This is a genomic window from Allobosea sp. TBD101, assembly GCF_059817965.1.
The window spans coordinates 1,138,781-1,162,378 of record NZ_CM187543.1 but is presented as its reverse complement, the minus strand read 5'-3'; the positions used below and the strand labels follow the sequence as shown (position 1 = coordinate 1,162,378).

The 23,598-nt window shown below is 66.6% G+C and carries 24 protein-coding genes; 6 read left to right on the top strand and 18 right to left on the bottom strand.

Annotated features, from left to right (window positions below; translation table 11 throughout):
* Positions 1-3: 3 nt before the first annotated feature.
* The 6 genes from AC6RIC_RS05465 to AC6RIC_RS05440 form a co-directional block, all read right to left on the bottom strand.
* Positions 4-942 carry an N-acetylglucosamine kinase gene (locus AC6RIC_RS05465; RefSeq protein ID WP_499735416.1) on the bottom strand — a complete coding sequence of 313 codons (939 nt, stop codon included), beginning with the start codon at positions 940-942 and terminating at the stop codon, positions 4-6.
* Positions 929-1,612 (bottom strand): N-acetylmannosamine-6-phosphate 2-epimerase, encoded by a 684-nt coding sequence (locus AC6RIC_RS05460; RefSeq protein ID WP_499735415.1) that lies wholly within the window; start codon positions 1,610-1,612, stop codon positions 929-931. The genes AC6RIC_RS05465 and AC6RIC_RS05460 overlap by 14 nt, the downstream gene beginning before the upstream one ends.
* On the bottom strand, positions 1,609-2,463 hold the full coding sequence (locus AC6RIC_RS05455; protein WP_454655319.1) for a carbohydrate ABC transporter permease: 855 nt from the start codon (positions 2,461-2,463) through the stop codon (positions 1,609-1,611). Before AC6RIC_RS05455 ends, AC6RIC_RS05460 begins: the two co-directional genes overlap by 4 nt.
* Complete coding sequence (locus AC6RIC_RS05450; RefSeq protein WP_499735414.1) at positions 2,463-3,395, bottom strand: carbohydrate ABC transporter permease; 933 nt, start codon at positions 3,393-3,395, stop codon at positions 2,463-2,465. Before AC6RIC_RS05450 ends, AC6RIC_RS05455 begins: the two co-directional genes overlap by 1 nt.
* A gap of 109 nt (positions 3,396-3,504) precedes the next feature.
* The gene (locus AC6RIC_RS05445) at positions 3,505-4,782 is read right to left on the bottom strand and encodes an extracellular solute-binding protein (protein WP_454655315.1); all 1,278 of its coding nucleotides are present in this window, start codon (positions 4,780-4,782) and stop codon (positions 3,505-3,507) included.
* A gap of 29 nt (positions 4,783-4,811) precedes the next feature.
* Positions 4,812-5,735 carry a hypothetical protein gene (locus AC6RIC_RS05440; protein ID WP_499735413.1) on the bottom strand — a complete coding sequence of 308 codons (924 nt, stop codon included), beginning with the start codon at positions 5,733-5,735 and terminating at the stop codon, positions 4,812-4,814.
* Between the two features lie 55 nt (positions 5,736-5,790).
* On the opposite strand from AC6RIC_RS05440, the gene AC6RIC_RS05435 reads away from it, so the two are divergent.
* Positions 5,791-6,135 (top strand): hypothetical protein, encoded by a 345-nt coding sequence (locus AC6RIC_RS05435; protein WP_499735412.1) that lies wholly within the window; start codon positions 5,791-5,793, stop codon positions 6,133-6,135.
* A 41-nt stretch (positions 6,136-6,176) separates the two neighbouring features.
* On the opposite strand, the gene AC6RIC_RS05430 is transcribed toward AC6RIC_RS05435, so the two are convergent.
* Entirely contained in the window at positions 6,177-7,088 is a 912-nt protein-coding gene (locus AC6RIC_RS05430; RefSeq protein ID WP_499736560.1) for a LysR family transcriptional regulator, read from the bottom strand.
* A gap of 122 nt (positions 7,089-7,210) precedes the next feature.
* Between AC6RIC_RS05430 and AC6RIC_RS05425 the strand changes: the two genes are divergently transcribed.
* Both AC6RIC_RS05425 and ycaC read left to right on the top strand, forming a co-directional pair.
* Positions 7,211-8,095, top strand: coding sequence for a pirin family protein (locus AC6RIC_RS05425; RefSeq protein WP_499735411.1), 885 nt, complete (start codon positions 7,211-7,213; stop codon positions 8,093-8,095).
* A gap of 63 nt (positions 8,096-8,158) precedes the next feature.
* Positions 8,159-8,788: an isochorismate family cysteine hydrolase YcaC gene (gene ycaC, locus AC6RIC_RS05420; protein ID WP_499735410.1), complete on the top strand. Its 630-nt coding sequence runs from the start codon at positions 8,159-8,161 to the stop codon at positions 8,786-8,788.
* 48 nt (positions 8,789-8,836) lie between these two features.
* On the opposite strand, the gene AC6RIC_RS05415 is transcribed toward ycaC, so the two are convergent.
* Positions 8,837-9,067: a hypothetical protein gene (locus AC6RIC_RS05415; protein ID WP_499735409.1), complete on the bottom strand. Its 231-nt coding sequence runs from the start codon at positions 9,065-9,067 to the stop codon at positions 8,837-8,839.
* A gap of 101 nt (positions 9,068-9,168) precedes the next feature.
* On the opposite strand from AC6RIC_RS05415, the gene AC6RIC_RS05410 reads away from it, so the two are divergent.
* Positions 9,169-9,789, top strand: a complete 621-nt coding sequence (locus AC6RIC_RS05410) for a glutathione S-transferase family protein (RefSeq protein ID WP_454655309.1) — start codon at positions 9,169-9,171, stop codon at positions 9,787-9,789.
* The gene (locus tag AC6RIC_RS05405; protein ID WP_499735408.1) at positions 9,786-11,336 is read left to right on the top strand and encodes a VOC family protein; all 1,551 of its coding nucleotides are present in this window, start codon (positions 9,786-9,788) and stop codon (positions 11,334-11,336) included. Before AC6RIC_RS05410 ends, AC6RIC_RS05405 begins: the two co-directional genes overlap by 4 nt.
* Positions 11,337-11,347: 11 nt before the next feature.
* Here AC6RIC_RS05405 and AC6RIC_RS05400 read toward each other — a convergent pair whose 3' ends face one another.
* Positions 11,348-11,902, bottom strand: coding sequence for an NADPH-dependent FMN reductase (locus AC6RIC_RS05400; RefSeq protein WP_499735407.1), 555 nt, complete (start codon positions 11,900-11,902; stop codon positions 11,348-11,350).
* A gap of 158 nt (positions 11,903-12,060) precedes the next feature.
* On the opposite strand from AC6RIC_RS05400, the gene nhaA reads away from it, so the two are divergent.
* The gene (nhaA, locus tag AC6RIC_RS05395) at positions 12,061-13,899 is read left to right on the top strand and encodes a Na+/H+ antiporter NhaA (protein ID WP_499735406.1); all 1,839 of its coding nucleotides are present in this window, start codon (positions 12,061-12,063) and stop codon (positions 13,897-13,899) included.
* A gap of 579 nt (positions 13,900-14,478) precedes the next feature.
* Here the strand turns inward: nhaA and AC6RIC_RS05390 are convergent.
* Genes AC6RIC_RS05390 through AC6RIC_RS05350 form a run of 9 tightly spaced genes read right to left on the bottom strand, consistent with a single transcriptional unit; the run spans position 14,479 to position 23,329 of the window.
* Positions 14,479-14,919, bottom strand: coding sequence for an SRPBCC family protein (locus AC6RIC_RS05390; RefSeq protein WP_499735405.1), 441 nt, complete (start codon positions 14,917-14,919; stop codon positions 14,479-14,481).
* 22 nt (positions 14,920-14,941) lie between these two features.
* Positions 14,942-15,646, bottom strand: coding sequence for an ABC transporter ATP-binding protein (locus AC6RIC_RS05385; protein WP_499736559.1), 705 nt, complete (start codon positions 15,644-15,646; stop codon positions 14,942-14,944).
* Complete coding sequence (locus AC6RIC_RS05380) at positions 15,639-16,394, bottom strand: ABC transporter ATP-binding protein (protein ID WP_499735404.1); 756 nt, start codon at positions 16,392-16,394, stop codon at positions 15,639-15,641. Before AC6RIC_RS05380 ends, AC6RIC_RS05385 begins: the two co-directional genes overlap by 8 nt.
* Positions 16,391-17,389 (bottom strand): branched-chain amino acid ABC transporter permease, encoded by a 999-nt coding sequence (locus tag AC6RIC_RS05375; RefSeq protein ID WP_440141187.1) that lies wholly within the window; start codon positions 17,387-17,389, stop codon positions 16,391-16,393. The genes AC6RIC_RS05380 and AC6RIC_RS05375 overlap by 4 nt, the downstream gene beginning before the upstream one ends.
* A 10-nt stretch (positions 17,390-17,399) precedes the next feature.
* A complete protein-coding gene (locus AC6RIC_RS05370; RefSeq protein ID WP_440141188.1) occupies positions 17,400-18,272 on the bottom strand; it encodes a branched-chain amino acid ABC transporter permease in 873 nt (290 codons plus the stop codon).
* Between the two features lie 34 nt (positions 18,273-18,306).
* Complete coding sequence (locus tag AC6RIC_RS05365) at positions 18,307-19,551, bottom strand: ABC transporter substrate-binding protein (RefSeq protein ID WP_499735403.1); 1,245 nt, start codon at positions 19,549-19,551, stop codon at positions 18,307-18,309.
* A 36-nt stretch (positions 19,552-19,587) separates the two neighbouring features.
* Positions 19,588-21,963, bottom strand: coding sequence for a xanthine dehydrogenase family protein molybdopterin-binding subunit (locus AC6RIC_RS05360; RefSeq protein WP_499735402.1), 2,376 nt, complete (start codon positions 21,961-21,963; stop codon positions 19,588-19,590).
* Positions 21,960-22,472 (bottom strand): (2Fe-2S)-binding protein, encoded by a 513-nt coding sequence (locus AC6RIC_RS05355; protein ID WP_440141191.1) that lies wholly within the window; start codon positions 22,470-22,472, stop codon positions 21,960-21,962. Before AC6RIC_RS05355 ends, AC6RIC_RS05360 begins: the two co-directional genes overlap by 4 nt.
* A complete protein-coding gene (locus AC6RIC_RS05350; protein WP_499735401.1) occupies positions 22,469-23,329 on the bottom strand; it encodes an FAD binding domain-containing protein in 861 nt (286 codons plus the stop codon). The genes AC6RIC_RS05355 and AC6RIC_RS05350 overlap by 4 nt, the downstream gene beginning before the upstream one ends.
* Between the last annotated feature and the right edge of the window lie 269 nt (positions 23,330-23,598).

Below are 23,598 nucleotides of genomic sequence, written 5' to 3'. Positions count from 1 at the left end.
TGCCTACAGCCCCTTCTCACCCGGTCGAGAAAGCTCGCAAGCCAGACCTGCGGCGCAGCAGGGCACATCGACCTGCATCTGGTCCAGTATGATCGGCGGCGCCACGAGCGCCCGGAAGCGCTGAGCGATCAGCGGTGAGAGCGTCGCAGCGCGGCCACAGATAGCTACCGGTTTGGCCCCAACACGCGCCCTCAATGCCAACCCGAGCCGTGCCAGTTCCGCGCCGGCCTGCGCGAAGATGTCGGCAGCCATCGCATCGCCCGCTTCCGCTCCCGCCGCTACGGCTCGCGCCAATAGCCCGAGGCTACCACGATCGCCGCCATAGACATGGGTGCGCACGGCATCCCAGGAGGCGCCGCCCAGCGCCTGCGCGAGGGCGTGGCCGAGCGCACTGCCCCAACCGGAACCGGGGACCTCATCCTCACGGCGCAGCAACCGGCACAAGGCCTCTGCCGCGATCCAGGCAGCGGAGCCACCGTCGTCGATCAGCACGCCGCGTCCGCCGGCACGGATGATTTCTCCGTCGGCGGCAAGGTGGTAGCCGATCGAGCCCGTGCCGGAATAGACGATGATGCCCTCGCCGGGCTGGAAGCGGGCTCGATAGCCCAGCCACATGTCGTCGACGACAAGGATTTTCGTCTCGGGACAGCCGAAGGCCGAGGTCAGGATCTCGGAGAAGACGGCCCGGACGGCGCTCTCCGGCCCGAGTCCGGTGACGCCAGCGACGATGGCTGCCGTTCGCCCGATATTCTCTAGTTCACCCGCTAGTTTTGTGAATATGCCCGCAACCCTGTCGCGCTCGGCCTGCGAGAAGACATGGCCGGTCATCGGCTCCATCTCGCCGCGCGCCACAATCGCGCCCGAGGGAGCGGACAGGCACCAGCGCGAGCCGGTGCCGCCGGTCTCTATGCCGAGGCCGAGACCGGCGTCAGACGCTGGCATGGCGGGCGAAGCGGCGGGTGATCTCGCGGGGATTGGTGATCGCCGTGCCGACGACGACGGCATGGGCGCCGGCCGCGAAGGCGACCTCCAACTGCTCCGGCTGTTCGAAGCGCCCTTCCGCGATGATCGGCACGGAAACCGCCTTGGCCAGCGCCTTGATGAGGTCGATGTCGGGGCCGAGCGCCTTCCGCGCTTCCGTCTCGGGCGTATAACCGGAGAGCGTCGTCGCGATATACCTCGCGCCCAGCGCGGCAGCGCGCACACCATCCTCCAGCGTCGCGCAATCCGCGAAGATCGGCTTGCCCAGCTCGTTGCGGATACGCCCGATCAGCCGCTCCAGCGGCTCGCCGTCGCGCGGCCTCGCGGTGGCGTCGAGCGCGATGATGTCGGCGCCGGCCTCAGCGATAGCGACCGCACTGGCGAAATCCGGCGTGATGTAGACCGGGAAACGGTCGTCCCAACGCTTGAGGATACCGATGATCGGCAGGCGGCTGACAGCACGGATGGCGGCGATGTCGGCCGGGCCGTTGGCGCGCAGGGCCAGCGCCCCACCTTGCTCCGCCGCCAGCGCCATCGCCGCCATAAAGGCGGGGCCGTGCAAGGGATTGTCGGCCCGCGCCTGGCAGGAGACGGCGAGGCTGCGAGGTGGGATCAGGGGCTGGGTCGTCACTTCACCGCTCCGGCGGTCATGCCGCGGATGAACTGGCGGGACATCAGGATGTAGACGATCGTCAGCGGCAGTGCCGCGATTGTGAGGCCGGCGAAGAGCATACCCCAGTCGGTGGTGTATTCGCCCATGAAAACCGAGAGGCCCTGCGGCAGGGTCTTGCGGGCGTCGGTCTGGATGAAGACCAGTGGGAAGAAGAAGTCGTTCCAGGTCGGGACCGCGTTCTGGATCGCGGCGATCACCATCGGCGGGATAGACAAGGGCAGCATGATCGAGAGCATGATGCGCGGCTCCGAGGCGCCGTCGATGCGCGCGGCCTCCTCCAGCTCGACCGGCAACGTGCGCAGGAAGCCCGTCATGATGAAGATCGTCGAGGGCAGGCCCATCGCCGTGTAGATCAGGATCAGGCCGAGCCGGGTGTCGAGCAATCCGAAATCGCGCATCTGCAGGAAGAGCGGGATCACCGCGAGCTTCAGCGGCAGCATCAGCCCGGCGAGGAAGAACATGAAGATCGCCGAATTGCCGGGGAAGCTGTAGCGCGCCAGGCCGTAGGCCCCCATGGTGCCGAAGAGCAGCGTCAGCAGGATCGATGTCCCGGTGATGATGACCGAATTGACGAAATAGCTGGGCAGGCTGGTCTCGCCCCAGATGCGCTTGAAGTTTTCGACATAGGCGAAATCCGGCACGGCGAAGGGCGCGTCGAATATCTCCGGCGTCGTCTTGAAGGCCGAGAAGACCATGATGACGATCGGATAGAGCATCAGCACGGAATTGCCGATCAGGAGCGCGGCGGCGATCAGGCTGCCGGCGCTGCTGCGCGGAAAGAGCGGGTCGTTGCTGGCGGCACGGAACATCACAGCGCGACCTCCCGCCGGCGCAGATACTGGGTGATGACCGTGGCGACCACCGCGATGAACATGAACATCAGCACGGCCAGCGCATTGCCATGCCCGAAATCCTGGAGACCGGCGGTCTGGTTGCCGAAGGCGGTGCGGTAGAAATACAGGCCGAGAACGTCGGTCGAGCCATAGGGCGAGCCGTCGAGCCCCGCCATGATGTAGGGCAGCTCGAACCAGTTGAAGGCGCCGATGAAGAGCAGCGTCAGCGTGATCGTGGTCGAGGGCGTGACCAGCGGCCAGACCACGCGAGTCAGCATCTGCCAGCCATTGCAGCCGTCGAGCTTGGCGGCCTCGAGGATTTCGCGCGGGATGCGCTGCATGCCGGCGAGATAGACCAGGGCGGGAAAGCCGATCCAGTGCCAGGCATTGGCCAGCACCAGCGCCGGCAGCGCCGTCGTCTCCTGCCCGAGCCAGGGCTGGCGCAGTTGGCCCAGCCCGACCATGTCGAGCAGCTGGTTCACCAGCCCGAAATTCGGATCGAGGAACAGCTTCCACAGGAAGCCGACCAGCACGGTCGACAGGATCACCGGCATGAAGATCGCGATGCGGTGGAAGCGGAAGCCGAAAGGCTCGCGATAGATGAACCAGGCGAGCAGGAAGCCCACGCTGTTCTGCACCACGAACAGCGCGAAGAAGACGAAGAGGTTGTGGCGGAAGGCGCGCCAGGTCAGCGCCGCGAAATGATCGCCGAACAGCACGTCGGCGAAGTTCTTCAGGCCGACGAACTCGCCCTGCGCCATGCCGTCCCAGCGATAGAAGGCGGCGCTCAGGGCCGATAGCAACGGCCAGACCACGAAGGTGAGCATGATCGCGAGCGGCGGCAGGATCAGGAAGGCGATCCAGGCCGCGCGCCGGCGCTTCTCGCGGTTTCGGTAATCCGTCTGCATCGACTTCGGTCCTCGGGATGCGCCGGGGAGGCGAGCGGCGGCTGCACGGAGCCAGCACTCACGGCCGCGGGCGGCCGTGAGTGTCAGGCGAGCGCCGCCGCTGTCGCGCCTACTTCTTGAAGGGCGCGTAGTAGGTCGCGATGCCCTTGGTGATTTCGGCGCCAATCTCGGCCGGCGTCGCCTTGCCGGCGAGCATCTTCTGCACGCCCGATTGCAGCAGCACCGAGCCGGTCGGCTCCTGATAGCGGAAATTGACCAGCATGATGTAGGACATCGCGCTCTGGTTCAGCGTCGCGACCTCCTTGAGCAGCGGGTTCTCGAAGGCGACGCCCTTGATCGGCGAGATGTTTTGCAGCTCGTTGGAGAACATCGTGCCGAATTCCGGCGTGCCGACAAAGCGCAGGAACTTCAGGGCCGCTTCGCGCTTCTTGGACGCCGCGTTGATGGCATAGCCGCCGTCATAATAGAGCGCGACCAGCCGCGGATCGCCGGCCTTGGCCACGGGCGAGGGGAAGAGGCCGAGCTGCAGCTTGGGGTTCTGGCGCAGGAAATTGGCGATCTCGAAGGAACCGCCGGCAAACATCGCGGCCCGGCCGGCGGCGAAGAGCTGCTGCGAGGCCGCATAATCGACGCCCGAGAAGTTCGGCGCGAAGTAATCCTTGATCTCGTTGAGCTTGGTCAGCGCGCCGACGAAGCGGGCATCGGTGAAATCGGCCTTGCCGGCCAGCACGTCCTGCTCGAACTGCGCGCCGATCTGCGAGGACAGCAGCGCACCGACGATGGTCTCGTTCTGCCAGGCCGTCGCCGTGCCGTTGCCGAAGGGATTGATGCCCTTCTCCTTCAGCGTCTTGGAGACGCCGACGAGCTCGTCCCAGGTGTTCGGCGGCTTCACACCGGCCTTCTCGAACAATTCCTTGTTGTAGATGATCAGCATGGTCTGCGATGCCAGCGGCACGGCATAGAGCTTGCCGTCGGCCCGCATCGTCTCGGCCGCGATCGCCGAAGCCGGGAAGTTCGCGAATTCCGGCACCATCGTCTTGTCGAGCGGCACAAGGTAGTCGGGCTTGCCGACGCCGAGCGTGCCATAGGCGCGCACCTGCACGACATCCGGGCCGGTGCCGCCAGCCAGGGCGGTGGAAAGGACGGTATTGTAGTTCGCCGCCTCGAAGGCTTCGAACTTCACGTTGATGTCGGGGTGGTGCTTGCGGAAGGCGGCGATCAGCTTGGCATAGGCCGCCTTGTCCTCCTGGCGCCAGCTCCACACCGTGATGTCTTCCGCCTGCGCCTGCACCGGCGCTGCGAAGGCGGTCGCGGCGGCGAACAGCGTCAGCGCCAACTTTCCAAATGTCCGCCTGACGATGGATTTGCTCTGGATTCCGGCCAACATTGTCACTCTCCCTGGTTGTTCTCGTCGTCTTATGACGGTTTTTCGATATGGTTGTCGCGTAGTCCCGGCGTCACCAGCAGCGCGGTGGCATCGTCATGGATCTTGACGCGCCTGTAACGCTCCGCCTTCGGGTCCGCGCTTTCGAGCCGGCGCAGCTCGGCAATGGCGCCTGCCGTGCCGACGCGCGCGACGGCATCCATCAGCCCGGCCTCGTCGTGATGCGCGATGACATCGACGAGACGCATGAAGCCGTCGGACGCGAGCAGCACGATCGCCCCCGGCGAGATCTCGGCCGAGAACAGGCGCAAGCCCGCCTGCCAGCCCAGTCCTGGGTTGATCGCCCAGTAGCCGCCCTGCCGGTTGAGCGAGCGCCGGTTGCGCAGGATCTGCGCCAAAGCCGCCGAGGAAATCACCTCGCCGGGGCGGTGTCCGTCCGCGGTCGCCGCCGCGATGGTCCGGGCCTCGAACGGGTTGCTCGACGGGTCGGTCCAGTGTTCGATCCGGCCGCCATCCTGGATCAGGATCGAAACGTCGCCGATCACCGCACCCTCGATGCGGCAGGCATCCCCGTCGCGCCGCAGGCGGATGAGGCCGAGCACGGCTGAAGGCCCCTCGCCCGCCCCGCGCTCCGGATGCCCTTCACCCAATGCCGCATAATCCTGCTGAAGCTGCCGCTCGAGTCCTGCAGCCCAGGCCGCGAAGGGTAGGTCTTCAGGTGGATTCGCCCGCAGAACCGCATCGATCCGCCGGACGAGCCAGGCCCCTTCCGATTCTTCGGTGGTCCGGGCAGCGCCGGAGAAGAACGCCGAGCCGTCGACGATCCAGGCGCAGGAGCCGGCGGCGCCGGAGATGTCTTCGTTATGGGCGGCGCTGCCCTTCTCGCTGGCCTGCGAGATCACGCGCCAACCCTGCCCGGCTTCACCGGCACCCGGCGCGGAGCGGTCGATCGACACTGAAACGAACCCGTCGCCTTGCACCGTTCCGGACGCTCCCATTGCCGTGGCTGACATGAGCCGCGATCACTATATAGACCAATATAGAACCAGTTTCACCGACACAAGTCGGAATCTGGTGCTGACCGAGATGCCGAAGAAGCGCCACAAGCCGACTTCACGGAGGACTACTTTTCAGGGGGCAGGCCATTTCCGCGCGCTCCACTTTCGCGAGCCCTGCGGCAATCTGCTCGAGATCACCACCGATGGTCCGGGCTTCGCGGCCGATGAGCCGCTGGAGACGCCCAGCGAGCGACTGGCGCTGCCCCCTTCCTCGCGGGACGGCATGCGTAGATCGAAGCCAATCTCAAGCCGCTTGCCCAGCGCGCCAGCGAGCTTTGTCCAGCCCGCGTGCGCGTGAGCACCAGCGATCACGCTCGCCGGCCTTGCCGGTTGTCGCCGCTATCTCATCTCCTGATCGAGACGCGCATAATCGGCAGCCAGAAAGTCGAGCAACGCGCGCACCGAGGGCAGCAATCCCCGGCGCGACGGGAAGACGGCGTGGATGATGCCGGCCCGCGGTGCCCAGTCCGGCAGGACCTCCACGAGCCGCCCGGCCCTGATGTCGTCGCTGACCACCATGGTCGGCATCTGGACGACGCCGATTCCCTCCAGCGCGGCATGGCGCAGCGCGACCATGTCCTCCGTGACGAAACGGGGCTGATGGCGAATGGCGGCTTCGGCATCGCCCGGCCCCTTGAGCCGCCACTCGTGGCTCTGGTGCGGGCCTCCCCATGACAGGCTCGGCAACGCGCCGACATCGGCCGGAGCCAGCGGACGGGTGCACCCTTCCAATACGCGTGGCGCTGCGACGAGCCGCTGCGCGCTTTCAGCCAGCACCTTCATCACGAGTTCGCTCTCATCCAGCGGCGGAAAGCGCACCCTGATCGCAATGTCGAAGCCTTCGCGGATCACGTCGACGCGTCGGTTCGTGCTCTCCAGTTGCACCTCGACCTTCGGGCAAGCAGCGAGGAAGCGGGCGATCATCGCACCGACCTGGAAATAGAGCACCGCCGAAGGACAGGCCACACGCACGACACCCTGGGGCGCGGCGCGAGTACGATCGATCGCCTCCTGCGCCGCATCGGCCTCGACCAGCATCGCCACGCAGTGGCGGTAGTATTCATGGCCGATCTCGGTCACGGCGAAGCGCCGGGTCGAGCGCTGCACCAGCCGCACGCCAAGCCTCTCCTCGAGCAGCGCCAGCCGCCGGCTCAGCCGCGAACGCGGCGTGCCGAGGACGCGGGCGGCGGCCGCGAAGCCCTGATGCTCGACGATCTGGGCAAAGAAATAGAGATCGTTGAGGTCCTGCATGGCCGCCATTGTCTCATTCTCAGGACAGTGCGTCGCGAAACTGACGCCTACTGCCTATTTCGTCCCGACCATAATCTCCTCACCAACACGGCGCCACTGGGGCGCTCATGAGGAGACAGGCCATGAGGAAGGTTCGCGGAATCTTCGGAAGCGCCGGCACCGATTGGGTCGGCGACGGCTTCCCGGTGCGCTCGATCGTTTCGCCCGCAGCATTGGGGGCCGCGTCGATCAGCCCGTTCCTGCTGCTCGACTACGCCGGGCCGGCTGAATTTTCGCCAGCGGAACGTCCCCGCGGCGTCGGAACGCACCCCCATCGCGGCTTCGAGACCGTCACCATCGTCTACCAGGGCGAGGTCGCCCATCACGACTCTTCAGGCGGCGGCGGCGTCATCGGCCCGGGCGACGTGCAGTGGATGACGGCCGCCTCGGGTATCCTGCACGAGGAGTTTCACTCGGAAACCTTCACCCGCACGGGCGGCACGCTCGAGATGGTGCAGCTCTGGGTCAACCTGCCGGCGAAGGACAAGGACGCGCCGGCCGGCTACCAGACTCTGCTCGACAAGGACATCCCGACCGTCGCACTCCCCGATGACGCCGGCACGCTGCGGGTCATCGCCGGCGATTACGAAGGCCATGCCGGCCCGGCCCGGACCTTCACCCCGATCGACATCTGGGACATCCGCCTGAACCGCGGCGGCACGACCGCCCTTACGCTGCCCGAGGGCAGCATGCTCGGCATCGTCGTGCTGCGCGGCCATGTCCTGATCAACGGCGCCGACAAGGTTCGCGAGGCCCAGTTCGCCCTGCTTGATCGCGAAGGCGGCGGCGTGACGATCGAGGCCGAGACCGACGCGACGCTGCTGGTCCTCAGCGGCGAGCCGATCGACGAACCGGTCGCGATGCACGGCCCCTTCGTCATGAACACCCGCGAGGAGATCCGCCAGGCCATGGCCGATTTCCAGAGCGGCCGCTTCGGCACGATTCCCACGAGCACGATTCCGGCCTGAGAGCCGGCACCGGCGCCGTCCGCCGCCGCGATGCCGGACATCTCATCCCATGGAGGAAGACATATGACCAAGCCCTATACCCGCCTCGACAAGGACAAGGCCGCCGTCCTGCTCGTCGACCACCAGACCGGCCTGCTGTCGCTGGTGCGCGACATCGACCCCGACAAGTTCAAGAACAACGTCCTGGCGCTGGCCGACCTTGCCAAATACTTCAAGCTGCCGACGATCCTGACGACCAGCTTCGAGGATGGCCCGAACGGCCCGCTCGTGCCCGAACTCAAGCAGACCTTCCCGGACGCGCCCTTCATCCCGCGCCCCGGCCAGATCAACGCCTGGGACAACGAGGACTTCGTCAAGGCCGTGACGGCGACCGGGCGCAAGCAGCTCATCATCGCCGGCGTCGTCACCGAGGTCTGCGTCGCCTTCCCGGCGTTGGCCGCGATCGAGGCAGGCTTCGAGGTCTTCGTCGTTACCGATGCCTCCGGCACCTTCAACGAAATCACCCGTCACTCCGCCTGGCAGCGGATGTCGGATGCCGGAGCGCAGTTGATGACCTGGTTCGGCGTCGCCTGCGAACTGCACCGCGACTGGCGCAACGATGTCGAGGGATTGGGTGCACTCTTCTCGAACCACATCCCCGACTACCGCAATCTGATCACCAGCTACGCCACCGTCTCGGCGAAGAAGGCCTGAGCCTTGGGTGGAGCGCAGCGCGAACATCTCTGCGCTCCACCCTCCCCTTCAATCAAACACCAGGAAACCTGCCATGACGGCCCCCGCGAATTTCAACGGCCAGCGTCCGATCCGCACGGCGAGATCATAATCGCCGGAAACGAGATCCAGGATCCGGTCATCGAGATGGATCGCGAATTCGAGACCGGGAGCAGCCTGGCGAACCCGGATGTCCTGCTCGCCATGGTCCATACGGTGATCGTCGAAGAACTTCGCATCGACCTTCAGGCCTTGCCTCAAGGTCAGGCTGTGGCCAACGTCTGCAGTGTATCGCTAGATTGGCTATTCTGCCGGCTCGACACCTTACGCCGGCACCTCGTCGCCTCCCGCCTGGAGACCCGATGTTCACGCTCTTCTACGCTCCCGGCGCCTGCTCGCTGGCTCCGCATGTCGTCCTTGAATGGATCGGCGAGCCCTATGAAGCCAAGCGGGTCAGGTATCAGTCGGCCGAGCTGCTCGCCGTCAATCCCGCGGGCTCGGTCCCTGTCCTGCAGCGCGCGGATGGCTGGACGCTGACCCAGGCCGGCGCGATCCTGCACTTCCTGGCGCGTCGCTATCCTCAGGCCCGGCTCGGCGGCGAGGACACGCTCGAAGGCCAGGCCGAGCTCGACCGCTGGTCGTCCTTCTTTACCGGCGACCTGCATCCCTCCTTCTACCCGCTCTTCATGCCTGATCGGTACACCACCGCGACCGATCCCGCCGCGCTGGAAGCAACCCGGGAAGCCGGCCGCAATCTGGTGCGCAAGCGTCTCGCCCTGCTCGACGCACATCTGGCGGATCGCGCCTTCATTCTCGGCGAGCGGCGCAGCATCATCGACGCCTATGCCTTCCCCATGTTGCGCTGGGCCATCGCCAAATTGCCGGAAGGCCTGCGCGATGCTCCGCGCGTCGCGGGCCTGCATGACCGGCTCGCGGCGGATGCAGATGTCCGCAAGGCGCTGGCGGAGGAAGGCCTGTCGTGACCAGCGGCCTGCATCACGTCACCCTGATCACCCGCAAGGTGCAGACGAATGTCGACTTCTATGTCGGCTTCCTCGGCCTGCGCCTGGTCAAGCGCACGGGCGGCTACGAGGACGCCCGCCAGCTCCATCTCTTCTACGGCGACGCGCAAGGCTCGCCCGGTTCGCTCGTCACCTTCCTGATCTGGGAAGACGGTTCGCCCGGGCGCGCCGGCCACGGCCAGGTCAGCGAGATCGCCTTCGCCGTCGCTCCCACGGCGATCGGCTTCTGGCTGGAGCGCGCCTTGCGCTTCGGCATGGCCGCGGAGGGACCGCAACAGGAGTTCGGCGAAACCGTCCTGCGCCTGCGCGACCCCGACGGCTTCATCGTGAAACTGGTCGCTAGTCCCTTGTCCGGCGAAGGCTGGACCTCCGACGGTATCCCGCCGGAGCACCGCATTCATCGGCTGCGCGGCGCGACGCTGCTTTCGGCGACGCTGGAAGAAACCGTACACTTCCTGACCACCCATGCGGGCTTTGCCCGTCAAGCCCGCGAAGGCGGCATTGAACGCTTGCGTTCGGAAGCCGGCGACTGCCTCGACATCCGTGATGCCGGCGGCTTCTGGCCCGGTATTCCCGGCACAGGCACCGCCGACCATGTCGCGGTCCGGGCTCCCGACGCCGCCCGGCTGTCAGGCATCGAGCGCGAGCTCTCGAAGCTCAATTCCAGCGCGACGGCCTTGCACGACCGGCAGTACTTCATCTCGCTCTATGTGCGAGAACCGGGCGGCACCTTGATCGAATTCGCCACGGACGGCCCCGGCTTCACCGTCGACGAGCCTGTCGAAACGTTGGGCACGCAGCTCTTCGTCCCGCCCGATGCACAGGGCGAAGCCGACGACATCCGGGTCGTCCTGCCGCAATTCGCCCTTCCCGGCGATGAGCGGGTGATCTATCGCGACCTGCCCTTCGTGCATCGCTTCCACCAGCCAGCCGACGCCGACGGCAGCGTGATCGTGCTGCTTCACGGCAGCGGCGGCAACGAAACCGATCTGATGCCGCTCGCTCACCGCGTCGCCCCTCGGGCCACGCTGCTCGGCCTGCGCGGTCGCAGCATGGAGGAAGGCACGGCGCGCTGGTTCCGGCGCCGCTCCGAACGTGCCTTCGACCAGGACGATATCCGCTTCGAGGCCGGGGCTCTCGCAGCCTTCATGGAGGAGGCGCGGACAGCCTATGGCCTCGCACCGGAGCGCACCGTCTTCCTCGGCTATTCGAATGGCGCCAACCTGCTCGCGGCAGCCCTGCAACTTCATCCCGAGCTTGTGCAGCGCGCTATGCTCCTGCGTCCGGCAGCGGTGCTGGAAGCGCCACCGGCGGCGGCGCTCACCAGCGTCTCACTGCTACTGCTGGTTGGCGCCGAAGACCCCTATCGCGATCTGGCCGTGCCCCTCGAAACCGCGTTGCGCCAAGCCGGCGCGGATGTCGAGGCGCAGGTCATCCCGGCCGGGCACGCGCTCACCGAGCAGGACCGCGATCTGGCAGCGAACTGGCTCTCGCGCCACTCGCCCTGACGGGCGGCTTCTCAGCCCCCGGCAGTAAAGGCAGCGAAACCGGCGATGAACTGGGCGAGGCGCTGGCGGGTGGTCTCATCCGTCAGATTGCCCTCGGCATCGAAGACGCTCTGCGCCCGCGACACCATTAAGCGCCCCTCGAACCATGGCCGGGTTCCGAGGGTACGTAGCACCGGCAACCACGCATCCTGCGCCAGGATCGTCCCGAAGCCACCGGGGGAAGCGCCGAGCACTGCGACCGGCTTGCCGCCAAACAGCGGCCCGATGTCGGAAGCCGGCCGCGTCAGCCAATCGATCGCGTTCTTGAACACGCCCGGCAAGGAGTTGTTGTACTCCGGCGTGAACAGCAGCAGGCCATCCGCCTCGGCAAGCTGCTGCTTCAATGCCTGCACTGCCGACGGTATTCCCTGTTCTCGTTCGTCATCGCCATTGTAGAGCGGGATTCTCGTAATGCTGCCCGCCAGTAACGCCACGCCATCCGGAGCCAGCTCAGTCGCAGCCCGCAGCAGGCCGGAGTTGAACGACGCCTTCCGCAGGCTGCCCGAAATTCCAAGAAGACGTGTCATAACCGCTCCTTCGCGCCCGACAGCCCGACCGATAGGTGGCGCGCCAAAACCGATGCTGACGCATCTCCCCGGCTGTGGCTACCATGGGCAGGATCGATTTGCCCGGAAGGCCGCACGAGAACGGTACGCGGCTGCCATCGAAGAAAAGGATCCCAGGGATGTCCGAGGCTGCGATTGCCAACCGCCTCGACCGCTCGGTCGATGACACGATCGATCACACCCTTGGCCCCGAACGCGCGCAGATCACGCTGGTCGAATATGGCAGCTATGCCTGCCCCTATTGCCGCGCAGCCAATGAACGCATCGTCGAAGTCCGCGACCAGCTCGGTGAGCGCCTGCGCTACGTCTTCCGCCATCGGCCCTTGACCGGCAGCGACATCGCGTTGCGCGCCGCGGCCCTCGTCGAGCGCGCAGTGACCGCGGAGCAATTCTGGGATGCCCATGTCAAGCTGATGACGCGCTCGCAGGTGCTGACCGAGGAGGATCTCGAGGCGGTCGCCCGCGATCTCGGCCTCGCCGATCTCGACCCCGCACACAGCGCCGAAGCGGCGGAGCGGGCCTCCGCGCGTGTCGAGGCCGACATCGCCAGCTCCCATGCCAGCGGCGTGCGCTTCACGCCGACCTTCTTCATCAATGAGCGGCGCTATGACGGCCCCTGGGACGAGAGTTCCTTCCTCGATGCGATGCTGGGAACGCTGGGCCACCGCTTCCGGGCCGCCGCCCTCGATTTCGCCAGTTGGGGCCCTTCAGCCGGTATCCTGCTCCTGCTTGCAACGATCCTCGCCATCGCACTGACGAATTCCCCGCTGGGGCCTGGCTTCGACGCGTTCTGGCATCGCGAGCTGGCGCTGTCCTTCGGCGATGCCCGCTTCGGGATGTCGCTACAGCACTGGGTCAATGACGGCCTGTTGACGATCTTCTTCCTGGTGGTCGGGCTGGAGATCAAGCGCGAGTTCACCGTCGGCCACCTGGCCGGCCGGCGCTCGGCGGCGCTGCCAATTGCAGGCGCGATCGGCGGCATGGTGGTGCCGGCGGCGCTCTACATATTCGTCCTCCCCGGCGGCCCCTGGTCCCATGGCTGGGGCGTGCCGATGGCGACCGACACCGCTTTCGCCATCGCCATCATCGTGATGATGGGCTCGCGGGTGCCGATCGAGCTGCGCATCTTCCTCACCGCCGCCGCCATCGTCGACGATATCGGCGCGATCATCGTCGTCGCACTGTTCTATTCAGGCAAGCTCCAGCTCGGCTACCTGCTGGCCGCGCTGATCCTGACCGGCGGGCTTGCAGCCCTCAACCGCTCCCATATCTATCGCGTCGGTCCCTATGCGCTGATCGGCATCGCACTATGGGTCTGCGTCTATGCCGGGGGCTTGCATGCGACGCTGGCTGGCGTCGTGCTGGCGCTGTTCATCCCGACACGTCCACCGGCCAATCTCGGCGCACTTACCGCCCAGGCCAACTCGATCATGCTGGCGGAAGCGGCCCATGGCGCCGAGGTCCTGCGGAATGGGCCCTCGACCTCGGCACTGCACGCGCTCGACGCGATCCACGATCGCCTGGAATCACCGGCTGACCGCCTGCTGCGTCATGCCGGCGCCCGCTCAAGCTATCTGGTGCTGCCACTCTTCGCCCTCGCCAATGCCGGCGTCGTCATCGCACCCGGTGTCCTCGAAGGACGAGGCATGCTGCTGCTCGCGATCGTGGCCGGGCTGGTGCTCGGCAAGCCGCTCGGCATGCTCGGCGCCACGGCTCTGGCGGTCCGCCTCGGCATTGCGGTCAAGCCGGCAGAGTATTCCTGGCTGCAACTCGCCGGCGCGAGCGCGCTCGCCGGCATCGGCTTCACCATGTCGCTCTTCATCGCCGGACAAGCCTTTGCCGACCCCGGCGACTTCGCCGCCGCCAAGATCGCGGTCTTTGCCGCCTCGATCGGCGCCGCCCTGCTGGGAGCGGCGATGCTCTGGAGAGCCGCACCGCAGCTCGATGCCAATCAGTAGGTGACGGCGCTCAGCACGCAACGGATGCGCAAGGAGCTCGATGAACTGATCACATCCCTTCTGCGGCCGGAGGCAGGACTTGCGGGATTAGCCATAGCCTCGCTGTTCGGTGCGGTCCTGCGCGGCGGGCCGATGCAATCGGGCGCAGGCCGCGGATTTCCCCGGGGGGGCTGATCCGCCCCCGTGGAGGGGTCCGGTTTGATTGTTAGTGGCTTGTCGGCCTCTGCGCGGCCATGGCGGGGATGAGGACTTCCGGGGCGGGAGGCTGGCATCCGAGCGGGCCATGCAGGCGCACGGTATTGAAGTGTCGCCGCCAGCTTTCAGGTACGACGCTCAGGGCACGATTTCTCTGTTCATGCCTGCCAAAATGTATGACAGCCCGCGTCAAGTGAACCGTTGATTTTTGCAAGCTAAAGCCCTTCAAGGGCTCAGGCGGCGAATGGCGCGCCATTCAGGATAAAACTGCGAACACTTATGCATTTGAGATAGCGATATAATTTACGGAGCGGCTCCTCCGAACCTGCCTCGCCTAGTGCCGCCTCGAAACTTCTCCTCGCGAGGCGGGTGCCAGATTGCCCGCTACACCTTCAGCCGAGCTGTGAAGGCGGAGAAGAACTGATCGGCAAGTTTGCGCGAGGTGGCCTGCACGAGGCGGCCGCCGAGCGCGGCGAGCTTGCCGCCGATCTCGGCCTTGGCATCGTAGCTGAGCACCGTCTCTCCGCCCTCCTCGACCAGCGTGACCTGCGATCCGCCCTTGGCGAAGCCGGCAATGCCGCCATTGCCCTGGCCGGCGATGCGGCAGCCATTCGGCGCGTCGATGTCCTGTAGCTCGACCGTGCCGGCAAAGGTCGCCGAGACGGGGCCGACCTTGAGCTGCACCTTTGCGGCGAAGCTGGTCGGCGAGGTCTGCTCCAGCTCCTTGCAGCCGGGAATGCAGGCCTTCAGCGTCTCGACGTCGAACAAGGCCGCCCATACCTTCTCGCGCGAGGCCGCGATGCGATGCTCGCCGGTGATGTCCATGATTACCTCCGGAGCGCGCCCGTCAGACGGCGCAGTAGCGTTCTTGAATGGCCTTGTCGGCCAGCAGCGCGGCAGCCGTGCTGCGGTGGACGACCTCACCCTGATCGATGATCACGGCGCGGTCGGCGAGCTTCAGCGCCCATTCGACGTTCTGCTCGACCAGGAGCAGCGTGACGCCCTGATCGCGCAGGCGCCGGAACAGCACGCCCATCTCCTCGACCAGCACGGGCATGATGCCCTCGGAGGGCTCGTCGAGCAGGATCATCCTCGGCTTCGCGATCATGGCCCGCGCGATGGCAAGCATCTGCTGCTCGCCGCCGGACATGGTGACGCCCTGTTGATCGAGGCGCTCCTTGAGGCGCGGAAAGCTCTCGGCGATCTCGTCGATCGCCCGACGCTCGTCGATGGAACCGTCCGTCGCGACGAGGCCGAGCTGCAGGTTCTCCCGAACGGTGAGGCCGGGCACGATCCGCCGCTCCTCGGGCACATAGGCAAGGCCAAGCCGGAAGCGCGCATGGGCCGGCAGCGGCAGCAATTCGGCACCGGCGAAGCGCACCGAGCCGGCAGTGCGCGGCATCAACCCCATCACCGACCGGATCGTCGAAGTCTTGCCGGCGCCGTTGCGGCCGACGAGGGCGACGATCTCGCCCGCCTCGACCGTCAGCGAAATGCCGTGCAGGACATGACTCGCGCCGTACCACGCGTTCAGGCCGTCGACCTCAAGCATAGCCATGGTTCTGCCCCAGATAGACGCGGCGGACCTCGGGGTCCGTCTGGATGTGCTGCGGGCTGCCATCGGCGATCAGGCGGCCGTGATGCAGCACGAGGATGCGGTCGGAAAGGCCGAGGATCATCTTCATCTTGTGCTCGACCAGCAGGATCGTGCGCCCGGCAGCGAGCCGCTCCAGCAGGGCCACCATGTCCTTGGTCTCCTCCGGCCCCATGCCGGCGGTCGGCTCGTCCAGCAGCAGCAGCTCGGGATCGGCGACCAGCGCGATCGCGATCTCCAGCGCCCGCTGCTGGCCATGGGCGAGGAACTTCGCCGTCGTGCCACGCCGCGAGGTCAGCCCGACGGCGGCCAGCGCGGCATCGGCCTTGTCGTCGAGTTCGGTCATCGCGGCCCGGTTCCGCCAGATGTCGTAGCGCGAGCGGAAGGCCTGAGCGGCCACGCGCACGTTCTCGTGGACGGAGAGCTCCGGGAAAATGTTGGTGATCTGGTAGGAGCGCGCGATCCCCAGATGCGCGAAGCGGTGCTGCGGCGTTCCAGTGATGTCGCTGCCTTTGAAATGGATCGAGCCGCTCGAGGGTGCCAGCACGCCGGAGAGCACGTTGAAGAAGGTGCTCTTGCCAGCCCCGTTCGGCCCGATGATCGCCGTGACCTTGTTCGGCTCGAAGGACGCGGTGACGCCCTCCAACGCGACGAAGCCGCCGAAGCGCCGGCCGATATTCTCGACCGCGAGCAGGGGAACGCTCATCGACCTGCCCTCCAGGCGAGCGCCGTGCCCCAGATGCCCTTCGGCAGGAACAGCACGAACAGGATGAAGACGCTGCCGACGACGATCTGCCAGTGCGAGGTCCAGAGCGAGACCACGTCCTCCATCAGCAGGAAGGCGAGCGCGCCGACGAAGGGGCCGAAGAAGCTGCCAGCGCCGCCGAGCAGGGTCATCATCACGATCATTCCGGAGGTCTGGTAGTGCAGGATGTCCAGCGGCACGATCGCCAGATGCAAGGCCGAGAGCGTCCCGGCCAGCGCACAGATCAACCCGGACAGGGTGAAGGCGATCAGCTTGCTGCGCTCGACATCGTAGCCGCAGGCGCGCGCCCGGGTCTCGTTCTCACGGATCGCCTCGATCACCGCCCCGAAGGGCGAGTTCAGAATGCGGGAGACCAGCCACAGGGCCGCCGCCGCGAAGACCATGAGCACGTAGTACTTCTTCAGCGGATCGAGGAAGTCGACCGTCCAGCCGAAGAGGTCGATCTTGGCGACGGTGAAGCCGCGCAGGCCGTTCTCGCCACCGGTCAATGAGGAGGCCTGCAGCGCGACGTAGTAGACGAGCTGCGACAGGGCCAGCGTCACCATCGAGAAATAGATGCCGCGGGTCCGGATCGAGAGCAGGCCGATGACGAAGGCGAGCGCACTGCCGGCGATGACACCCAGCGCGACGGCCGCGTACCAGGGCAGGCCGAACTTGCCGATCACAATCCCCGTGACATAGGCGCCGGTCCCGAAGAAGGCGGCATGGCCGAAGGAGAGCAGCCCAGTATAGCCGAACAGCAGATTGTAGCCGACCGCGACGAGCCCGTAGATCAGCACGTTCACGGCGAGCGCCTGGGAAGGAAGCACCCAGGGCAGCAGGCACAAGATCAGGACCGAGAGAGGAACGCGCCAGGCCGCCAGCCTTGCGCGCCAGCCCCTGTGACCAGCCGGGCCGGCCATAACGGCGGCGACAGAGGAGTCGGAAGCGGTCATCGTCATCTCCTCAGCCGCGCACAGGCTTGCCGAATAGGCCATGCGGCCTCACCAGCAGCACGATCGCCATCAGCGCGAACATCACGATCGTCGCCATCTCCGGGGCGAACAGGGCCGTCATGCTGATCGCGACGCCGACGAGCAGCCCCGCGACCACGGCCCCGACGAGCGAGCCCATGCCGCCGATAACCGTGACGACGAACGCCTCCGCCAAAACGAGCGAGCCCATCTCCGGATTGACGTTGCGCATCGGCGCGGCGAGCACGCCGCCCAGCGCGGTCAATCCGATGCCGAGTCCGAAGACCAGAAGCCATACCTTCGAGATGTCGACGCCGAGCACGCGCATGATCTGCGGGTCCTTGGCGCCCGCGCGCACGATCAGCCCGAACTTCGTCTTCTCCAGCCCGAGCCAGAGCAGCACGAGGATGACGGCGACGACCGCGACGACGAAGAGCCGGTAGATCGGGAAGAAGCCGATGCCGAGATCGGCGACCCCGGCCAGTTCCGGCGGCGTCTGGAATGGGATTCCGTCACTGCCGAACACGATCCGGACGGCCTCGACCAGCACATAGCCGAGCCCGAAGGTCAGCAGCAGCGGGTCGTCGATCGATCGCTTGTAGAGCGGGCGGATCAGGAAACGCTCGATCAGCATCCCGAAGGCGCCGATGGCGATGGGGGCGATCAGCAGCCCCCACCAGAAGCTGCCGGTCAGCGACGCGACCCAGAGCCCGGCATAGGCCCCGATCATGAACAACGCGCCATGTGCGAAATTCACCACGCCCAGCATGCCGAAGATGATCGACAGGCCGAGCGCGACCATGATCAGGATCGCCCCGAGCGCAACGCCCGAGAAGAGCTGCATCGCGATGAGTTCGGCGTCCATCACGGACCCTCCATGACGCGTGTGTCGGCGATGCTCAGGCCGGGAAGCCCAGTTCCGAGCAGCTGCGCAGAATGGTTTCCGAGGCGGGCTCCGTGGCGAGCACCTTGAAGAGGTCGGCCTCGTTCTTCATCTCGGCCTTCTTCTTCGACTCGAGCACCAGCACCGACTGCACCGACTGATGGTCGCATTTGCGATAGTGCTGCGGGCCCTTGGCGATGTCGTATTTCAGCGCCTCGAGCGCCGCGATCACCTTGTCGGTGTCGGTCCCGCCCGCCTTCTCCATGGCGAGCAGCAGCGAATAGACGCCGCTGAAGCCATAGGCGCCGTAATCGGTCGGATAGGCGCCGCCATTGGCGGCCTTGAAGGCGTCGTTGAAGCTCTTCGCCGTCGGAATCGTATCCTCGAGACCCCAATAGTAATTGGCGCCGCCGATCACGCCCTCGAAGGCCTCGGGGCCGATGGCGAGCCGCTGATTGTGCAGCAGCACGGGCACCACGATCTTCGACTGGCGGTTCATGCCGAAATCGACTGCCTGCTTAACCGAATTCGCCTGGTCGCGGCCGAAATTGCAGATACAGAGGATGTCGGGGCGCATCGAGCGCAGCCGCGGCATGAAGGTCGAATAGTCGGCCGCGCCGAAGGGGTGCAGGATCTCGCCGACGCTGGTCGCGCCGATGGCCTGCTGCGCCCGCTTGAAGCCCCTCAGCATCTCGTGGCCATAGGCATAATCGGCGACGAGATAAGCGACCTTGGAGTCCTTTTTGAAGGTGTGCTTGGCCACCGCCGCAGTCGTCATGTGCGGGTTCAGCGCCTCATGGAAGGTGAAGCGGCTGAAATCCTTGATCTCGTTGATGGTGTCCGACTGGCTGATCGAAACGTAGATGATGCCCCGCGCCCGCGTGACCTCGTTGACCGCCAGCTGGACGGCGCTGGAAAGCGCGCCGACGATGGCGTGGACCTTGTCCTTCTCGATCAGTTCCAGCGTGCGCGTCGCCGCCTCGCCCGCATTGAGCTTGTCGTCGCGCACGAGCAGCTCGACCTTGCGGCCGGCGATGCCGCCCCTGTCGTTGATCAGCTTGACCGCGAGCTCTGCGCTCTTGACCTGATCCTTGGCCTCGGCGGCGAAGGGGCCGGTCAGCGGCGTCGGGAAGCCGATGCGGATGGTTTCCCCCTGCGCGCGCAGGATGTCCGGCATGGCGAGCGTCGCGCCGCCGGCGGCGAGGCCCGCGAGCGTGGCGCGGCGCGTGAGTGAAGGCAGGCCCTTGCTCTTGTCTGTCATGATCGTCTCCTCCGCGGTCCTTGTTCTTGTCGTTGTTCAGATCGTTCCGAGCGCCCTCAGCAGGCGTGTCGGCGTCATCGGAATCTGCGCGATGCTGGCGCCGAAGGGCGCCATTGCGTCGTTGACGGCATTGAGCGCGGCGGCGGATGCCGCGGCGGTGCCGGCTTCGCCGCAGCCCTTGGCGCCCAGCGCGGTATCGGCCGTCGGCGTCTCGATATGGGCGATGACGATGTCGGGCATCTCGCAGGCCATCGGCACGAGGTAGTCGGCCAGCGAGCCGTTGGTCAGCTGGCCGTTCTCGTCGTAGCGGCATTCCTCGAAGAAGGCCGCGCCCAGCCCCTGCACCACGCCGCCACGGACCTGCTCGTCGACCAGCAGCGGGTTGATGATGCGTCCGCAATCCTCGACGACCCAATGCTTGAGGATCTTCACGAAGCCCGTCTCGACATCGAGTTCGACATGGCAGCCCTGCACTCCGTTGGTGAAGGCAAAGGGATAGCCCTGTGGCGCGTGATGATGCGCGACGGTGAGCTGGGCGCTCGCATCCTTGGGCAGCGTGTCGGAGCGGAAGTAAGCGATGCGCGCGATCTCGGCGAGGCTGATGCGCTCCATGCCGCTCAACCGGTCAACGACGACGCCATCGCGCATGTCGAGATCGCCGGGCCGGGCCTGCAGGATCGTCGCGGCCAAGGACAGAACGTTGTCGCGCAGCTTGCGGGCGGCCTGCAGCGCGGTCTCGCCGCCGATCCCGGCACCGCGGCAGGCCCAGGTCGCCCCGCCATGGGGCGTGTTCTCGGTATCGCCGGTGATGACGCGGACCTGTTCGCGCGCGATGCCGAGCTGGTCGGCCACGATCTGGCCGATGATGGTCTCGGTGCCCTGCCCCTGCTCGGTCACCGAGATCTGGCAGCGGACCTCGCCCGAGGGCGTCACCGCCAGAACGGCGCCATCCTGCGCCGAGATGCGTGCGCCGCCGATGCCGTAGAAGGCGGGGCTCGGATTGGAGATCTCGACGAAGCTCGCGATGCCGATGCCGCGATGGATACCGTGCTGACGCAGGGCCGCCTGCTCGGCCCGCAGCGCGTCGTAGCCCATCAGCGTCTTGAGCCTGGCGAGGCTCTTCCGGTGCGAGAGCGCCTCGAACTGGTATCCGGTCGGCGAGGTGCAGGGATAGGCATCGTCCGGGATCAGGTTCCTTTCGCGCAGGCTGACGGGGTCGAAGCCGGCCCTGGCGGCAGCCATGTCGACAAGCCGCTCGGTGACGGCGCAGGCGATCGGGTGGCCGACGGCGCGATACTGGCTGGTCTGGACCTTGTTCTGGAACACGACCGAAAGCTCGGCGCGGTAGCTGTCGAACCGATAGGGTGCGCCCATCAGCCGGATGACCTGGTTGCCCTCAACCGCGCTGGTACGCGGATAGGTCGAGAATGGCCCGATCGCGGTGACGTCGTCGACGTCCATCGCCAGGATCGTGCCTTCGGCATCCAGCGCCATGCGGGCGCGCACGCGGTGATCACGGGCATGAATGTCGGAAACGAAGGACTCGATCCGGTCCGCCACGAACTTGACCGGCCGCCCGCAGAGCATGCTCAGGCCCACGACCGCCACGTCCTCGTGATAGACATGCAGCTTCATGCCGAAGGAGCCGCCGATATCGGGAGCCACGACGCGCACGCTCGCTTCCGGGATACCGTAATGGCGCGAATAGAGGTCCTGGAACTGGTAGGGCGTCTGCGTCGCGTGATGGACCGTGAGCTTGCCCTCGCTCGCATCCCAGTCGGCGAGGATCGCGCGCGGCTCCAGCGTCACCGCCGTATGCCGGCCGAAATGGAACTCTTCCTCGACGACATGGGCGGCGCCCGCGAAGATCTCGTCGATGCCGCCGGTATCGAGCCGGCTGCCGAAGCACAGATTGTCGGGGACGGCGACGGCGGCCCGGTCGGCATCCGGCTCCCGCGCGGCGTCCACGTCGACGACCGGTGCCAGTTCCTCGAACTCCACCGCGATCGCTTCGGCCGCATCCTCCGCCTGGGCGCGCGTATCGGCGACCACGGCCACGACCGCCTGGCCGGCCCAGAGCACCTCCTCGAGCGGCAGGGGCAGTTGCGGAGCCGATTTCATGCCCTTGAAGTGATCGAGCGTGCCGCTCCAGGGCTTGCACAGCTTCGCCAGATCGGCCCCCGTCGCGATGAGCCGCACGCCGGGCATGGCGCGCGCCTGCGCGACATCGATCGAGACGATGCGGGCATGGGCATAGGGGCTGCGCAGGAAGGCGGCGTGCAGCATGCGCGGCAGCACGAGGTCGGTGACGTAGCGGCCCCGTCCCGCCAGCAGGCGCTTGGCGTTGGGGCGCGAGACCGAGCGGCCGATATAGGAGTTCGGACGGTCGAGGGTGCCGAGCGGCGCGTTCATGCCGGCTCCTCCAGGAAGGTGGCGGCGGTCTCGCCTGCGGCGCGGCGGCGCGCGACGGCCTCGATCGCATCGACGATCGCCTCGTAGCCGGTGCAGCGGCAGTAGTTGCCGGAGAGGGCGTCGCGGATCTCCTCCCGGCTCGGCATCGCCTTGCGCGTCAACAGCCCATGCGCAGTGACCAGCATGCCGGGCGTGCAGAAGCCGCATTGCAGGGCGTTGCGCTCATGGAAGGCGCGCTGGAGGTCGGCGATCGCGGCGCTTTCGCTCAATCCTTCCACCGTCTCGACGGCGGCGCCGCCGGCCTGCACCGCAAAGGTCAGGCAGGCATGAACCGGCGCGCCGTCCAGCATGACGAGGCAGGCGCCGCAGACGCCCATCTCGCAGCCGGCATGGGTGCCGGTCAGGCCGAGATCGCGACGCAGGAAATCGGCCAGCGTCTCGCGCGGCTCGGCCAGCCGCGTCAGCGTCTCGCCATTGATCGTGAGGGTGACGGGAACGGCCGCTGTCATGATGCCTCCGCGATCCGGCCGAGCAGGCGCCCGAGCAGGACGCGCGCCAGATGCAGGCGCATCGCCGCCGGCACCTGCTCGTCGTCCTGCGGATCGAGGTCGTCGGCGAGCGCCGCCTGTGCCCGGCGGATGGCCTCGCCGTCGAGCGCGCTTCCGGCGAGCACGGCTTCCGCCGCCCTGGCCCGCACGGGAACCGGGCCGACCGAGAGGAAGGCGATGCGGGCTTCCCCGACGAGGGACCCCTCCAGGGCGAGCATCGCGCCGCAACCGACGATGGCATAGTCGCCGCGCCGACGCGCCAACTCGTCGAAGGCGCAGCGATGCTTCGGATGCGCGGCGGGAATATGGAACGCGACCAGCAATTCGCCGGGCTCGATCGCCGTCTGATAGAGATCCTGGAAGAACGCCGACGCCGGAACGCGGCGCGTGCCTTCCGGACCGGCGATCTCCATTTCGGCATCCATGGCCAGCATCATCGCGGGGAATTCGGAGGCGGGATCCGCCAGGGCGACGCTGCCGCCCAGCGTGCCGCGGTTGCGGATCGCCGGGTGCGCGACATGAGGGGCGGCGAGCGCCAGAAGCGGCGCGCATCTGGCGATCAGCGGATCGTCATGCGCCTCGACATGCCGGGTCAACGCGCCCAGCCGCAAACTGCCATCCTCCAGTGAGATGCCGCGCAGCTCGGGGATATGGGCGATGTCGATCAGGCGTTCGGGAGCCTGCAGGCGCAGGGCCAGCGCCGGCACGAGGCTCTGGCCGCCCGCGATGTAGCTGGCATCGCCACCGGTCTCGGCGAAGGCGGTGAGCGCCTCCGCGATCGTGGCGGGGCGAGAATAGCTGAAGGCTCGGGCTTTCAAGGCTCCGAACTCCGTTGTGCGTTTCCAGGCCAGATTTGTAACCATCTGGTCTCAAAATGAATGCACGCACCCCGGAGGGCGTCAAGCAAAAATGACCACATGGTTACAAAATTCCCTTGCGCAACCAAAGCGTTATATCCAATGAAATATAACGAATGGGATTCTTGGCGGGGAAGCGGACGCCGACCGGGCAGAGCTAAACCTCGGGCAGGACTGGCAAAGCAGGAAACGCGGCCGGGAGTGGTTTTGCCGGACACCCGTCGTAGGGA

Coding starts and splice junctions, on each gene's coding strand:
- AC6RIC_RS05465 (WP_499735416.1), bottom strand. CDS start 942: ATGCCAGCGTCTGACGCCGGTCTCGGCCTCGGCATAGAGACCGGCGGC.
- AC6RIC_RS05455 (WP_454655319.1), bottom strand. CDS start 2,463: ATGTTCCGTGCCGCCAGCAACGACCCGCTCTTTCCGCGCAGCAGCGCC.
- AC6RIC_RS05450 (WP_499735414.1), bottom strand. CDS start 3,395: ATGCAGACGGATTACCGAAACCGCGAGAAGCGCCGGCGCGCGGCCTGG.
- AC6RIC_RS05445 (WP_454655315.1), bottom strand. CDS start 4,782: ATGTTGGCCGGAATCCAGAGCAAATCCATCGTCAGGCGGACATTTGGA.
- AC6RIC_RS05435 (WP_499735412.1), top strand. CDS start 5,791: ATGAGCCGCGATCACTATATAGACCAATATAGAACCAGTTTCACCGAC.
- AC6RIC_RS05430 (WP_499736560.1), bottom strand. CDS start 7,088: ATGCAGGACCTCAACGATCTCTATTTCTTTGCCCAGATCGTCGAGCAT.
- AC6RIC_RS05425 (WP_499735411.1), top strand. CDS start 7,211: ATGAGGAAGGTTCGCGGAATCTTCGGAAGCGCCGGCACCGATTGGGTC.
- ycaC (WP_499735410.1), top strand. CDS start 8,159: ATGACCAAGCCCTATACCCGCCTCGACAAGGACAAGGCCGCCGTCCTG.
- AC6RIC_RS05410 (WP_454655309.1), top strand. CDS start 9,169: ATGTTCACGCTCTTCTACGCTCCCGGCGCCTGCTCGCTGGCTCCGCAT.
- AC6RIC_RS05400 (WP_499735407.1), bottom strand. CDS start 11,902: ATGACACGTCTTCTTGGAATTTCGGGCAGCCTGCGGAAGGCGTCGTTC.
- nhaA (WP_499735406.1), top strand. CDS start 12,061: ATGTCCGAGGCTGCGATTGCCAACCGCCTCGACCGCTCGGTCGATGAC.
- AC6RIC_RS05390 (WP_499735405.1), bottom strand. CDS start 14,919: ATGGACATCACCGGCGAGCATCGCATCGCGGCCTCGCGCGAGAAGGTA.
- AC6RIC_RS05385 (WP_499736559.1), bottom strand. CDS start 15,646: ATGCTTGAGGTCGACGGCCTGAACGCGTGGTACGGCGCGAGTCATGTC.
- AC6RIC_RS05380 (WP_499735404.1), bottom strand. CDS start 16,394: ATGAGCGTTCCCCTGCTCGCGGTCGAGAATATCGGCCGGCGCTTCGGC.
- AC6RIC_RS05375 (WP_440141187.1), bottom strand. CDS start 17,389: ATGACCGCTTCCGACTCCTCTGTCGCCGCCGTTATGGCCGGCCCGGCT.
- AC6RIC_RS05370 (WP_440141188.1), bottom strand. CDS start 18,272: ATGGACGCCGAACTCATCGCGATGCAGCTCTTCTCGGGCGTTGCGCTC.
- AC6RIC_RS05365 (WP_499735403.1), bottom strand. CDS start 19,551: ATGACAGACAAGAGCAAGGGCCTGCCTTCACTCACGCGCCGCGCCACG.
- AC6RIC_RS05360 (WP_499735402.1), bottom strand. CDS start 21,963: ATGAACGCGCCGCTCGGCACCCTCGACCGTCCGAACTCCTATATCGGC.
- AC6RIC_RS05355 (WP_440141191.1), bottom strand. CDS start 22,472: ATGACAGCGGCCGTTCCCGTCACCCTCACGATCAATGGCGAGACGCTG.